General features: G+C 37.9%; 11 protein-coding genes. 10 read left to right on the top strand and 1 reads right to left on the bottom strand.

Translation table 11 applies throughout. The annotated features are described in order from the left end of the window. Positions 1–292: 292 nt before the first annotated feature. From AC1DIV_RS24065 to AC1DIV_RS24055, 3 genes are all read left to right on the top strand, one after another. On the top strand, positions 293–1,624 hold the full coding sequence (locus AC1DIV_RS24065; protein WP_098186332.1) for a peptide MFS transporter: 1,332 nt from the start codon (positions 293–295) through the stop codon (positions 1,622–1,624). 581 nt (positions 1,625–2,205) lie between these two features. Next, positions 2,206–2,358 carry a hypothetical protein gene (locus AC1DIV_RS24060; protein ID WP_340878380.1) on the top strand — a complete coding sequence of 51 codons (153 nt, stop codon included), beginning with the start codon at positions 2,206–2,208 and terminating at the stop codon, positions 2,356–2,358. 75 nt (positions 2,359–2,433) lie between these two features. Further along, on the top strand, positions 2,434–3,141 hold the full coding sequence (locus AC1DIV_RS24055) for an SH3 domain-containing protein (RefSeq protein WP_323599163.1): 708 nt from the start codon (positions 2,434–2,436) through the stop codon (positions 3,139–3,141). Between the two features lie 2,824 nt (positions 3,142–5,965). Here the strand turns inward: AC1DIV_RS24055 and AC1DIV_RS24050 are convergent. Continuing rightward, on the bottom strand, positions 5,966–6,562 hold the full coding sequence (locus AC1DIV_RS24050; protein ID WP_477577521.1) for a polysaccharide pyruvyl transferase family protein: 597 nt from the start codon (positions 6,560–6,562) through the stop codon (positions 5,966–5,968). A 947-nt stretch (positions 6,563–7,509) separates the two neighbouring features. On the opposite strand from AC1DIV_RS24050, the gene nikA reads away from it, so the two are divergent. The 7 genes from nikA (at position 7,510) to AC1DIV_RS24015 (ending at position 13,711) form a co-directional block, all read left to right on the top strand. Next, positions 7,510–9,135 carry a nickel ABC transporter substrate-binding protein gene (nikA, locus tag AC1DIV_RS24045; RefSeq protein WP_340878381.1) on the top strand — a complete coding sequence of 542 codons (1,626 nt, stop codon included), beginning with the start codon at positions 7,510–7,512 and terminating at the stop codon, positions 9,133–9,135. A 17-nt stretch (positions 9,136–9,152) separates the two neighbouring features. After that, positions 9,153–10,097 (top strand): nickel ABC transporter permease subunit NikB, encoded by a 945-nt coding sequence (gene nikB / locus AC1DIV_RS24040; protein ID WP_340878382.1) that lies wholly within the window; start codon positions 9,153–9,155, stop codon positions 10,095–10,097. Further along, positions 10,094–10,924, top strand: a complete 831-nt coding sequence (gene nikC / locus AC1DIV_RS24035) for a nickel ABC transporter permease subunit NikC (RefSeq protein WP_340878383.1) — start codon at positions 10,094–10,096, stop codon at positions 10,922–10,924. Before nikB ends, nikC begins: the two co-directional genes overlap by 4 nt. 18 nt (positions 10,925–10,942) lie before the next feature. Beyond that, positions 10,943–11,770 (top strand): nickel import ATP-binding protein NikD, encoded by an 828-nt coding sequence (gene nikD / locus AC1DIV_RS24030; protein WP_323599167.1) that lies wholly within the window; start codon positions 10,943–10,945, stop codon positions 11,768–11,770. Between the two features lie 33 nt (positions 11,771–11,803). Then, entirely contained in the window at positions 11,804–12,625 is an 822-nt protein-coding gene (nikE, locus tag AC1DIV_RS24025) for a nickel import ATP-binding protein NikE (RefSeq protein ID WP_340878384.1), read from the top strand. Positions 12,626–12,984: 359 nt separating this feature from the next. Next, complete coding sequence (locus AC1DIV_RS24020) at positions 12,985–13,476, top strand: DUF2975 domain-containing protein (protein WP_323599168.1); 492 nt, start codon at positions 12,985–12,987, stop codon at positions 13,474–13,476. Between the two features lie 10 nt (positions 13,477–13,486). After that, complete coding sequence (locus AC1DIV_RS24015; RefSeq protein WP_340878385.1) at positions 13,487–13,711, top strand: helix-turn-helix domain-containing protein; 225 nt, start codon at positions 13,487–13,489, stop codon at positions 13,709–13,711. The last annotated feature ends 177 nt before the right edge of the window (positions 13,712–13,888 follow it).

Below are 13,888 nucleotides of genomic sequence, written 5' to 3'. Positions count from 1 at the left end.
TCTGTATTTTTATATTTTCTGATAATATAAAATTATTTTACAACACTAAAGATTCTTTAAAATATAAATGCCTTCATTGAATGTCTTTATAAGTTAATGCTCATGTAGATTTTGCTATCAGATTCTTTTTGCACCAGAGTAAAGATTAAAAATGTAAACGCTTACTGATGGTGAGTTGGATGGCATGAGTGGCCATCATTGTACCAATCAATTGTTCTATTAAAATAAAGACCATGCAATTATTTTGTGAATGTAACGATTGGTGGTTAACCATATTGAGGAGGACTTTATTATGCAAGCACTATTAAAAGAAGAAGTTCAGCAGCCAAACCAGTCCAGGAAAAAGCATCCTCCAGGACTGTATATGCTGTTCGCTACTGAGGCATGGGAGCGCTTCAGCTATTACGGAATGAGGGCAATCCTTGTTCTTTACTTAACAGCAACGGTTGTAAACGGAGGGCTTGGAGTCGACAAATCTGCGGCTATGGGCATATACGGATTTTTTACTGGTGCCGTTTATATTACGCCAATGATTGGCGGATACTTGACTGACCGTTTCATAGGAAGAAGATTGGCGATCACGATAGGCGGTATTTTAATGGCGCTTGGTAACTTTTCGCTATTCGCAAGTCAGAGTTTGACAGCGCTTTACATTGGTCTTGGTTTACTGATTATCGGTAATGGTTTCTTCAAGCCAAACATCTCGACAATTGTTGGTGATCTTTATGAAGACAATGATCCGCGTCGTGATGGGGCTTTTACCATCTTCTATATGGGTATTAACGTTGGGGCTTTCTTCGCACCGTTAGTAGTCGGGCTTATGAGCTATAAATATGGGTTCTTGACAGCAGCAATTGGCATGATTGTAGGACAGTTAGTTTTCAACTTATTAGGCAATCGCTATTTAGGTGATATCGGTAAAGAACCTACTGGCAAACCGGATGTCACAGCTGGTAAAAAATCAGCTGCACCGTTAACGAAAAGAGAACAAAAACGTACAACGGCAATCGTTATTTTGGCGGTCTTCGTCATTGCGTTCTGGGCCGCTTTCGAGCAGGCAGGAAGTTCATTGACATTGTATGCTAATGACCAAATTGATCGGAATGTATTCGGTTTTGAGGTTCCAACTGCCTGGTTCCAATCATTGAACCCATTATTCATCGTGATTTTAGCGCCAATTATGTCTGCTTTATGGTACAAGCTTGGCAGCTCAAAACGCGGTGACTTAAAAACCCCAACGAAGATGGCTCTTGGTTTAGTCACTGTTGGTTTAGGTTTCTTAGTACTGCTTCCTGCCGTTATGTACACAGGAAACGATACAGCGCTGAAAGTGAACATCCTGTTCATGATTGTTACGTATTTCCTTCATACATTAGCCGAACTAATGATTTCACCAGTTGGTTTGTCAATGGTAAGCAAAATTGCTCCAATCAAGCTAGCCTCTCTTCTAATGGGAGTATGGCTGGCAAGTTCCGCGGTGGCCAATATGGTAGCCGGTCAATTAGCTGCATATACGCAGTCTTTAGGTTACCTGGAAATCTTCAGTGTGATTGGTTTCGTAACAATTGGTTTAGGTATTGTATTGTTGTTTCTTTCGAAGCCAGTAGCAAAGCTGATGAAATAATGAGAAATGGAGCTCGACCCAAAAGGCATATAATTGGCCATTTGGGTCGAGCTTTTTATAGTGTGAAAAAATAAGCTGGTGAGAGAAGGAATCTCCACAACGACCCAAACCAGAATGGAACGATTCTCTGAAGTTTTATTTCTTTTTGCTTAATCTTGTTGTGTTTCGCATTTTCACGAGTCTTTCATCAATTTGAATGGTACGGAATGCTAATATGAGAAGTGATAATAAACACTTAGGTGGATTAATGGACTTGGTTTCAATAATCGGCCATCCACTTTTAGTAGAAAAGGACTCAGAGCTGGTTATGTAAAAGAGCCTATGAATTTAGGATGGGATTCTACTCTTTATTGACCACTTCGAAAGAAAATATGAACAAAGTTATTCTAGAAAGCCTGCGTTGATAGAATATCATGTATTTAGTGTTGGAAATCATCGAACGTTACGGGCCATATTAGTGGGTGCTGACTATAATAGAGCTAGAGTATACACCTATAAATTACAATCTATCAAGAATGACAATTATAAGAGGGTTCAATCTAACTAAAGTGATAATACGAAATTTAATGTGAGTGTGTAACTTGCAACAAAAAAGGGGGAATCTTGAGGATAAGGCTGGGGAGATAGAGGCCATGCAAGAGAAGGCAGGTAAGCAAATAGATGATCTAATCCTATATGGAAACAGAAGAAAGGAAAAGGAAATCATATCGCTATCCCTAACGACTTCTAGATAGGCTATACTTATCTAGACAGAAAATTTAAGGTCAGGTAGACTACAGATACAACTAGTTATAGAAAAGAGGTCCGATATGCGACGCGATATACAACTGAATGAACGAGCTTTCTCTTCCAAGGAAGTGGCAGAAGAAGTGGGGATTGCAACTCCCACTGTTCGAAAGTATGGTCAAATCTTAGAACGGAATGGATATGAGTTTTTGAAAGATGGAGATCGACGTATCTTTGTTAAATCTGACATCGGAGCGCTTATAGCGCTACGCGATACGGACAAGCCCCTAGACGATACAGCTAAAGACCTTGTATATCAACAAAAAGAAAGATTAGAAGGATCCAATGAAACACACATAGCGATACCCGATACATATGAAAATTCACCCCACGACCCCAATCAATTAAACGAGGTCTTAATGTTTTTAGTCAATGAACTCGCAGCCACACGTGAAATGAATGTCCAACTGACAAACGATATGTCACAGCTTAAAACAAAGGTTTCCCGGCTCCAGCAAGATCATCATGTTATAAGTTCTAGTATTGGAAATTCAGCGCAAAGAACTAATTCTAAAATTGAACAATTAACTGAACAACAAAATACCCATTACGAAACATTGCTGGAACAAGAAAAACAAAAAAGTGAACTCTTACAAAAAGAAATACAAAATATGCGGGAAGAACAGAAAAAAGAATGGAGTTCACAAAATGACTTTAATAAACGTTTAGAAGAGGCTCTACAAAAACGTACCGAAAAATGGCGGGGGCTTTTCTCCATATTCAGAAAATAAGGTGACTGTTAAGGTTTTTTGCCTAGCTGTGTATTGATTTGTTATTGATGAAGAAACATTTGATAAGTATTTTTTAAATAAATAATGATGGATAAAAGCATTGAGATGCGAATCCACAAAACATTAAAAAATTCATCGTACCATATATGATTCGCGTAGCTGAAAAACAGAATGAAGAAAGAATATTTAAAATTTACAGGATTTGGAATCTGTTATGTAAGAGCTCGGCGATTCCAATGTATCGGACGTTCAACCAAAGGCAAGCGAAGGCTCAATTGAAATTCATTGGAGATTTGTTTAAGCGATATGCATCTAAAACAAAATACACAATTTGAAGCAAGAAATAAAGGCATGTTTGATAAAAAGGGGGCTGAGGAGGTTGAAAACATGCATTCAAAAACAAAAGTCATCCTTAATAGAGGTGCTCTAGACAGGGATTGATCGGCTCTTTTTTTCTGTGTTGCGTATCGCTGGGCGATATAGCTTGCAAATAAATTCGAATCTTTAGGTTTAATAGAAAAGTGACGTTTGATGGAAACATGATATACATCCGAATGAACGAGTATTCTTTTCTTAGGGAGTGGAAGAAGAAGTGGGAAGCACACACCCACTGTTCAAAAGTATGGAAAACTTAGAACGAAACGGATATGAGTTTTTTAGATGTGGTTGCCTATCTTTATTCAATCTGACATCGAAGCGCACATAGCGTTATACGATACGCGATAAGGGCAAATCCCTGGAGGGTACAGCTAAAGATCTTATGTACAAAAAGATAGATTAGAAGGAACCGATGAAACAGAGATAGCGATACCCGGTATAATGACAACTTAACCCATAATTCCAAACAAATAAATGAGATTTTAAATGTTTTAACCAATGAACAACTCGCAGCTACGCCTGAAATGAACAATCCACTGACAAACGATATGGCTCAGCTTAAAACAACGGTTTCCCAGCTCCAGCAAGATCTATGTCCTCAATAGTATTCCTCAAGAAAGGGGCTTGTTTCGTATCGGTGTGCGATATAACATGAAAATATTCAATGAACCTTCATCTTTAATAGAAAGGAAGGTCCGATATGCGACAGGATATACATCCGATTGAATGAGCATCGTATTCCAAGAAAGTGGTAAATACGTGGAGATGCAAAATCATTGTTCGAAAGTATGTTTAAAACTTAGAGCGAAACGGAAAGTGATTGTGAAGATATGTAAAAACGCACACCTTCGTTCAATCCGATATCAAAACGCTTAAAGTGTTACACGATACGGGCAGCCCCCTAAACGATATAGCTAAAGACCCTTGTAACAAGAAAAAGTAAGATTAGAAGGCACCAATGAGACAGAGATAGCGATACCCGATACATATGACAATTTAGTCCATGTTCTCATTCAATTAAAAGAGAGCTTAATTTTCAACCAATAAACTCGCAGCTACGCGTGAAATGAACATTTAACTGACAAACGATATGTCATAGCTTAAAACTGAACAACAAAAAAACCATTAAGAAACATTACTTCAATAAGAAAAAGGTTTCATTACTTTTTTTTAGTCTCTTTGACTATATTGAGATGTTAATAACAATTAAACCGAGGTAATCAAACCAATAGTAGAAATTCCTTTGTTCCAACTATTCAGAATCACTATTTTCAAATTTCAACAATTTCCCGAGAAATAACTACAAATTCTGAGTAGATATCGACAAAATTAGAAGGTTCTAAAAGATGTAGTAAAACATTGGTGAAAATTATGACCAATTGAGTTTTTTAACAAGGAATTCAGATAGGAAGCGTGGTTGATTGGGTTAAAAACTTGATTGAAAACGTTTATGGGTATTGAGCATGGGGAAGTAGACGAACTATATCTCTTTTGAATGAAAGCGTATGTGTTGGAGAAGAACACACCTTTCAGGACTAAAGAAATATAAAGGGGTGAATGAGGGACAACCTACGATAGTACTGAAGGCAGCTAAATTGCCGCGAGTAGCGACCTGTGATGACTCGTACATCACAACAAGACCTAGAAACGAGTCAAAGAAAACAAGGAAGGCCGAAGACAAAAGGAGTCCCAAGGCCAGGGATACTTATGTCTTGTAGCGAAGCCAAGACCACGCAGGCCAAACAATGATAGCGTTTTATAGGGAAATAAGAGCCGTCTAAGTAAATTAAGGAAGGCAGCTAGATCCCCTCGAGTAGCAACCTATGCTAGTTACAAGTACTATGCAATCTCTAATTGGTCTAGAAAATCAACTATAAAAAACGTCAAGCTTAGCACCTTAAACAGGTGCTTTTTTATGTGCATACTTAATAAACACTCCTTTTAAAAGGAGTGCCTTCTTGTTATACAATTTCAGAGTAATAACTATCTGATAATTCACTAAAATCTACATACTAAAGCTATCTAAACCTTGTTGGGTCAAAGTAACAGAAACAATTGCCCAATTTTGAAGCTTTTTTCGAAGTGGACAAGCAATAACTTAATCGTTTTCTTTGTCCTTGGGTTTGAAAAAAGAAATACAAATTTTCTGGGGGAAGGAGGAGAACATCAATTCCTAGAATCATTCTAAGTAAAAGGGTTTGTTAAAATTTAGATTAAAATGAATGACCCTAAGGCGGCTTTCCCTTTACTTGCATCTATTGCTTCGGTTATTTTGCATGAGTTTGATATGAAACCCATCGTTGTAGATGTATTAGGAGTAATTAAAAACAGTTGGAGTTAACCTCAGAAAAAAACTCACCCCCGAAACTTGATGTCTGGAGGTGAATTTTACGGATTTAGAAAATGTATTTGAAGCTTTTGGAAGTTGGATATTTAAATCTAAAACTTAGTCTACTGTGAAATTATTTTTTATAGGTTCAATGATTAAGGGACTGAAATGTTCCTTCTTCTTTTTGTATTGTTCGATTATCTTTTCATTATTTAGTTCAATTTCCTGGATCCCTTCCATAATATCGAGAGCTAGTGTATCGGAATCGGTTGAAACGACTAAATTCTCCAGCCCAAGGGACTGAAACAAATCAAATACTTTAAATCTGTAACCGAGGGCGATACAGGGGACATTTCCTGCTAAGGAAAGGATATTGGCGTGAAGTTTAAAGTTAATGCTCAAACTGCAGACAGAGAGTTTTTCAATAAGCTCTTCCTCTGAGTATAATGATGGATCATAAGTCACATTCAAGGGGTCATTCAAGTTATCGTAAAGTCGTTTGGAGGCTTCCCGGTCACTGCCCCAGAACACGTACAATAAAATTTTATAACCCGACTTTATTAATTTTTTGGATACTTGTAGTAGCGCATTTTCAATAGCAGCTTCATCCTGGCCGTACAATCGGTTGAATGTTGTAACCCAGTTTATTGCTGCTATTTTTTCCTTTTTCCTAATCACTGTGGGCGGGTTAAGCAAGATCCCGGGATCTCCAATCAGAAGTGGAGTGTGGACTGTTTACAGCTGTACTCCGTTTTCCATTACTGGAGACACATTTAATACCTTGTTACTTCCTATTAAGTTGAATGGATGGCATGAAGTAATCATCGCTTGAATCCGTAAAATAGGGGTTTGTAAGGTGGAGATTAGTGAAATGCTAACTTTCAGTTTTGAATCACACTTATTTCACCATAGTGGAGACCTTTCGTAAGTTCACTGAACTTATGGGAGGTCTTTTCTTTGATATTTTTATGTTCTTCGTAATGGGAACTATAGTAGGGCTTTAAAATTCCATATCTAGAACAGGGAAAAGGAATATGGACGGTTCCCAGGAATTAACGCTTTATACGATGACTATTTGTATGAAGTGATTGATGAATATAATCAGGGTCATAACTTTGTTTTTATTAAACTGCTGGCGAAAGTCCAGGGACGTGAGGGAATATCATAATAATCATTCAAGAATTTAAAGAAAAAACGAAATCCATACCATATATGTTTCGGCATTCTCAGCAAGAGCGTTTGGGACATTCACAAATCTATACAACGATTAAATGTCCACCTTCCGATGTCTTCTACGTATAAATAATTATTCTAGAATAATATTATCGGCTTTATACTCTTATAAGGTTAAGAGGATTGCAACTGATGATTGTGTTATCAAAAAACAGGTGAATGATGATTATTTCTTCACGACGGAATGTTTTGGTCAAGTTCCTTACTTTCACGAACAATACCGGTTTTAAAAGGGGGCGAACGTGTGAATATTCGGAGCAGCATCATCATTTATGGCTGAAAAGGATATTGGGGTTCTACGTATCTACATATGATTTCTTATAAACATATTTATATTTTTCGAGAGTTTCGACATTATATTGACAATAATATAGTTACTCATTACAATTGAAAATAATTCTCAATATGATACAGGGGGCACCAATGTGATGTCAAAACGAAGAAACAGCAAACAAGTGTTATTAATATCGGCAATCGTTTTAATTTTATCAACGCTTTTACTTGGATGTACAAATGAATCAAAAGAAAATTCAACTTCAAACAAAGACAGTAAGGACATGCTTACTTTGGCTTGGCCGAGGGATATAGGTGAAATGAATCCGCATGTCTATAATCCTTCTCAATTATTCGCTACATCAATGATATATGAACCTTTGGTCAGCTACCAAGATGGAGGTAAGCTGAAACCGCATTTAGCTGAATCTTGGGAAATTTCCAAGGATGGGAAGGAATATACGTTCAACCTCCGTCAAGATGTGAAATTTTCTGACGGTACGAGCTTTAATGCTGAAATTGTGAAAAAGAACTTTGATACTATATTGAAAAATGTTGATTTACATAGTTGGTTGGGCTTTATTACGAAAGTGGATCGAACGGAAGTAATCGACCAAAACACATTTAAACTAACATTAAAGGAGCCATATTATCCTACTATTCAAGAGTTAGCCGTTGTTCGTCCAGTCCGATTCTTAGGTGATGCTGGATTCCCTAAAGATGGTGACACTTCTAAAGGTGTTACAAAACCAGTCGGTACAGGGCCGTGGATTTTGGAAGAACATAAAGCAGATGAATATGCTATTTTCAAACGCAATGAAAATTATTGGGGTGAACTCCCTAAAGTTAAGAAAATCAAAGTCAAGATCATTCCTGATGCGGAAACCCGTGTTCTTGCTTTCGAAAAAGGTGACCTGGACCTAATTTATGGTGAAGGTGCTATCAGTCTGGATGCTTTTAAACAATTAGAAACAACAGGTAACTATGAGACTAGTATTTCTGATCCGGTTGCGACAAGACAACTAGTTATGAATACGAAGAAAGAACAACTTTCTGATTTACGTGTTCGTCAAGCGTTACAATATGGATTTAATAAAAAAGCAATGGTTGACGGAGTTACTTCTGGGTTGGAAGAGAAGGCAGATTTCATTTTACCGACAAACTTCCCGTATACTTCAGACATTGATGTAACAGCGATTGATTATAATGTCGAAAAAGCAAAAGCTTTATTAGATGAAGCAGGATGGAAGCTTCCAAAAGGAAAAAACGTTCGTGAGAAAGACGGAAAGCCGCTTGAAATCGAGTTAATGTACGACTCTGCAGAATCGATTCAAAAAGCAATGGCCGAAACATTACAATCCGAGTGGGCGGCACTGGGTGTTAAATTGAATATCGTTGGAGTTGAGCTTACGGTACAAATTGAAAGATTCAAAGCTAATGATTTTGAATTGAATTTCTTTAGTAACTATGGCGCTCCATATGATCCACATACTTTCGTAAATGTCGTTGGTTCGGAAGGATTTGGTTTTAACGAAGCCATTTCATCTTATCCGAACAGAGCTGAGTTGTTAAAACAAATTGCAGATGTTCCTGGAACAACAGATGAAAAAGAACGTCAAGAACTTTACTCAACCATTTTGGAATCACTGCAAGACCAAGGAGCGATTGTGCCTATTTCTTATATTAAGAAAATAGCTGTTTACCAAAAAGATGTATCTAATTTTACATTCCCTGCTAACCGGGATGAACATCCATTCACAGGAATTAGCATCGAGAAGTAAGTTACAGGAGGGTTATCATGGGCACATATATCTTGAAACGAATTATGGCCATTATTCCCATCTTTCTTTTGGCCACTCTTCTAACGTTTGGAATGATTCACCTTTCACCTGTGGACCCAGCTGAGGCATATTTATCTGCAGCACATATCCAATCTACAGATGAGATATTGGCTCAGAAAAGACATGAGTTTGGCTTAGATCAACCCCTCCATGTTCAATATGTAAATTCTATTATTAAGATATGCCAATTTGATTTTGGCATATCTTATCTTTCGAATAAACCTGTTTGGGAAGAGGTTACCTATCGAATGCCAGCGACCATTCAGTTAGCTTTAGGTAGCATCCTATTAGCTATCCTGGTCAGTGTCCCTCTAGGATTTTTGGCAGGCATTAAGAAAAACAGTGGTATTGACCATTTTAGTCGCCTTCTCTCTTTTTTCGGGGCGTCCATCCCTTCTTTTTGGCTTGGTTATTTATTAATTTTTTTCTTTTCTGTTAAACTCGACCTATTTCCTGTCGAAGGAATCGGGACTTGGCAACATCTGGTTCTTCCTTCCGTTACTTTAGCTTTGCCATTAATAGCTTTGTATACTCGACTATTACGTGCTAGCGTTCTTGAAAATATACAGGAACCTTATGTCCTTTTTGCTCGCACAAGAGGGATTCATGAAAAAGTCATTATGGGAAAACATGTATTGAGAATAGCCATATCCCCCATGATTACTGGACTGGGGATGAATTTAGGAAAGCTGCTGACTGGAACCATTATCGTCGAAGCGGTTTTTTCCTGGCCAGGATTCGGTCGTTATTTCATTGAAGCTATTTTTAATCGGGATGTTCCTGTCATTCAATGCTATGTGCTTTTAGCTGCGGGACTTTTCATTTTTAGCAACTTGATTGTTGACCTAATCCAAATGTGTATCGACCCACGCATCTCCAGAAAAGGAGGGCAACGTCAATGATAACAAGTCTTCGTATTATGATGAGAAGTCAGAAAGTGATTGTCCTTTGTTCAATAATATTAAGCTTCCTATTTATCATCACCATCTTGGCTCCTTGGATTGCACCTAATGATCCTATTGCTGTCAATTTAGCTAATAAACTACAGCCATCTTCTTTTGAGTATCCAATGGGAACGGATCATTTAGGAAGATGTACGTTATCACGCATCTTATATGGAGCTCGCATTTCGTTAGGATTTGCTACATTAATCTTTATTTCATCTTTAGGCATCGGTTTGATTGTCGGAACCCTTGCTGGTTATAAAGGTGGATGGGTGGACCAGGTGCTAATGAGACTGTGTGATGGTGTTATGGCATTTCCGAACCTTTTGCTCATTCTTGGACTTGTTGGTATATTGGGACCTGGCCTTAAACAGGTCATCATAGCATTGATGCTTGTACAATGGGTATATTATGCGAGAATTTTCCGAGGAATGGTACTTAGTCTAAAAGAACAAAACTATATAGCGGCGGCTAAAATAAGCGGTTCTTCTCAATGGAAGATAATAAAGAAACATATTGTTCCAAATGTTCTTCCTCCGCTCGCTGTTATGGGTACATTAGAAATGGGTTGGGCCATCATGGATATATCGGCCATGTCGTTTCTAGGTTTGGGCGTGCAACCCCCTACACCAGAATGGGGAGCAATGATTCATGAAGGGAAATCCTATATTCGGACGAATCCAGAATTAATGCTATATCCAGGTTTGATGATTATGCTTGTTGTCGTCACCTTCAATTTATTAGGCGAAGCGCTATCAGAACGTTTTGGAGTCAAACGTCGTTAATAAAAAGGAATGAGAAGATTGAGAACAGAACGGTCGAATGTATTAACAGTGAGCGATCTACATGTACAAGTACAAACAAAGGATGGTGCTTCCACCCTCGTTCAGGATATTAATTTTGAACTGGAAAAAGGGAAGGTATTGGGTCTTGTTGGGGAAAGTGGGAGTGGTAAAACCGTTACGAGTATGTCCATTCTACAGCTTCTTGATCGGAAAACAACGACAATTAAAGGGAGCATTACCCTTCAAGGACGAGAATTAAATGGTTTGGACGATAAAGAAATACGTGGTATTCGCGGCAAGGATATTGCCTTTATTATGCAAAATCCGATGAATTCATTTACGCCTGTTTTTACAATTGGCAATCAATTTGTCGAAACGATTAGGTCTCATACCGCATTGAATAAAAAACAAGCAAAAGAGCTTGCCATCGAGGCGATGCAAAATGTAAACCTGCCAAATCCCGCGAAACTATTAAAAAGCTATCCTTTTCAACTGAGTGGAGGTATGCTTCAACGGGTGATGATTGCGATGGCCGCATGTTTACAGCCTTCCGTTATTATTGCTGATGAGCCGACGACTGCACTCGACGTACATAACCAATTACAGGTACTTCGCCACTTGGATAAAATCCGTTCTGAATATGGAACATCCATTTTACTCATTTCTCATGATCTTGGCGTCATTTCTGAAATGGCAGATGATGTAGTCGTTATGCAACATGGCAGAATTGTAGAAACAGCAAATGTGTTTGAACTATTTGATAATCCGCAGCATGAATACACAAAGAAACTGCTAAATGCCCGCCTTAGCATTAAACATGAAGAGCCTATCACCCATATGTCGTGATATATGGACTGCATTTTTTGGAGGGGTGAACAAATGAGTTTATTACAAGTAAAAGCAGTAACTCATAGCTATAATTCTCATACGTTTTTAAAATGGAAAGAGCCTTCTAAAAAAGTACTCACTGACATTTCCCTCTCCATTGACGAAGGAACATGTTTAGGGCTGCTTGGCACGAGTGGAGCTGGAAAAAGTACATTAGGAAAAGTGATCCTTGGTTTAGAACGTCCACAGCAAGGACAGGTTCTGTTTCAAGGGCATGATATCTATACCGCTGATAAGCTTACCCGACAAAAGATACGCCGGGATCTACAAGTCGTCTTTCAGGATTCATATTCAGCTGTCAATCCACGAATGACCGCCGAAGGTATTATAGGCGAGCCATTGGAAAACTATGAAAAACTAACCGTAGCCGAACAAAAAAGAACGGTTATTGAGTTATTGGAAAGAGTGGGCCTAAGTGAAAAGGATTTAAAAAAATACCCACACCAATTTAGCGGTGGACAATTGCAAAGAATTAATATTGCTAGAGCAATCTCTCTTAAGCCACTGTTAATCGTCTTGGATGAATCCGTAAGCAGTCTGGATATGGTTAATCAAACATTGATTTTAGAATTATTAAGTGAGTTGAAAAAAGACTTCGGCTTATCTTATCTTTTTATTACACATGATATTAAAGCGGCTTATTCAATCTCTGATACTTTGGGTGTACTGGAAAAAGGAGAATTAATCGAGCATTACAATTCTAAAGATCAGTTTTTTTCGTCAGAACATCCTGTCGTTAAACAGATGAGAAGTTCTATACTCGCTGAGCATCCGCGTTTTCGTTCTCTTCCAATGAAGATTAACAAGCCCTAGTTTAGAATATATATTTGCCGATTTCCGTTTGAAAATCGAGGCCCTTGTTTATCTCATATTTGAGGAGTTGCAATAGCATACTTTATACCCGTTATCGTTTTTTATGATTTAGCGATGCGGGCTTTCGTTTTTATGTTGAATATCCGGCAGCCATCTGGCAGCTTCTTTTGTTTTTGCAACTAAAGGGGAAGTTGGTTTCACAAGCTATCGAGCGTTTCGCTGTAAGGGGGAATGCTTTTTATTTTTGTCTTATAAATGCATAAACAATAATAATGTAATTAAATTCAATAATATTTTATTGTAAAACAATAAAATACGTGTTAAATTCAAATTGACAATAATTAAATGAGGTGCTTTTCATGAAACGAAGTTCAACACTCTTTTTAAAGGTAGCTGTTATTTTTATCGGCATTCCGGTTCTTGCTTTGTGTCTATTTTTGTTGCCTCAGATAGCGAATGAAGCAAATGAAGCAGCAGAAAGAGGTTCAGATTTGGCTTATGTGGTATATGGCCTATTAATGGTTATGTATGTGTCGGCAATCCCATTTTACTTCGCTTTGTATCAATCGTTTAACCTATTAAGCTATATTGACAAGAATAAAGCTTTCTCGGAATTATCAGTAAGAGCTCTAAAGAAAATCAAAAAATGTGCCATCATTATCACTGGCTTGTATGTGGTGGCCCTGCCATTCGTCTATATCATGGCGGAAGTAGATGACGCACCGGGTCTCGTACTAATCGGAATGGTCATGGTTTTTGCCCCCATGGTGATTGCTGTCTTTGCGGCTGTCCTTCAAAGACTTTTACAAGAAGCCATCGATATAAAATCAGAGAATGACTTAATAGTCTGAGGTGAATAACATGGCAATAATAATCAATATTGATGTAATGCTGGCTAAAAGGAAAATGAGCGTAACAGAACTTTCGGAAAGGATTGGAATAACGATGGCTAACCTTTCTATATTGAAAAATGGAAAAGCAAAAGCGATTCGACTATCCACGTTAGAAGCGATTTGTAAGGCTTTGGACTGTCAGCCGGGGGATCTTTTGGAATACAAAAGTGAAGAGGGCACTCAAGGACAATAGATCATTTAGGTAGGCTGCTGCGGCAGCTTTTTTTGTATGAAAACACAATAGTAAAAAGCCATGCTAAAATAAACCCTCCATATTCTCATTTTTTTGATGGGGGTAAATGTACTATGTCGTTATTTAACTGGTTATGCAGTTTGTTGTTCAGATGGAGCGATTGTATAGCCTTTCTTT

It is taken from the genome of Peribacillus sp. 05N428 (genome assembly GCF_056397085.1).
The sequence above is the reverse complement of the archived record's forward strand: the minus strand, read 5'-3'. Positions and strand labels throughout refer to the sequence as shown.

Excerpts from the sequence above, each read along its gene's own strand:
- AC1DIV_RS24055 (WP_323599163.1), top strand. The coding sequence starts at position 2,434 with ATGCGACGCGATATACAACTGAATGAACGAGCTTTCTCTTCCAAGGAA.
- nikA (WP_340878381.1), top strand. The coding sequence starts at position 7,510 with ATGTCAAAACGAAGAAACAGCAAACAAGTGTTATTAATATCGGCAATC.
- nikB (WP_340878382.1), top strand. The coding sequence starts at position 9,153 with ATGGGCACATATATCTTGAAACGAATTATGGCCATTATTCCCATCTTT.
- nikC (WP_340878383.1), top strand. The coding sequence starts at position 10,094 with ATGATAACAAGTCTTCGTATTATGATGAGAAGTCAGAAAGTGATTGTC.
- AC1DIV_RS24015 (WP_340878385.1), top strand. The coding sequence starts at position 13,487 with ATGGCAATAATAATCAATATTGATGTAATGCTGGCTAAAAGGAAAATG.
- AC1DIV_RS24065 (WP_098186332.1), top strand. The coding sequence starts at position 293 with ATGCAAGCACTATTAAAAGAAGAAGTTCAGCAGCCAAACCAGTCCAGG.
- nikE (WP_340878384.1), top strand. The coding sequence starts at position 11,804 with ATGAGTTTATTACAAGTAAAAGCAGTAACTCATAGCTATAATTCTCAT.
- AC1DIV_RS24020 (WP_323599168.1), top strand. The coding sequence starts at position 12,985 with ATGAAACGAAGTTCAACACTCTTTTTAAAGGTAGCTGTTATTTTTATC.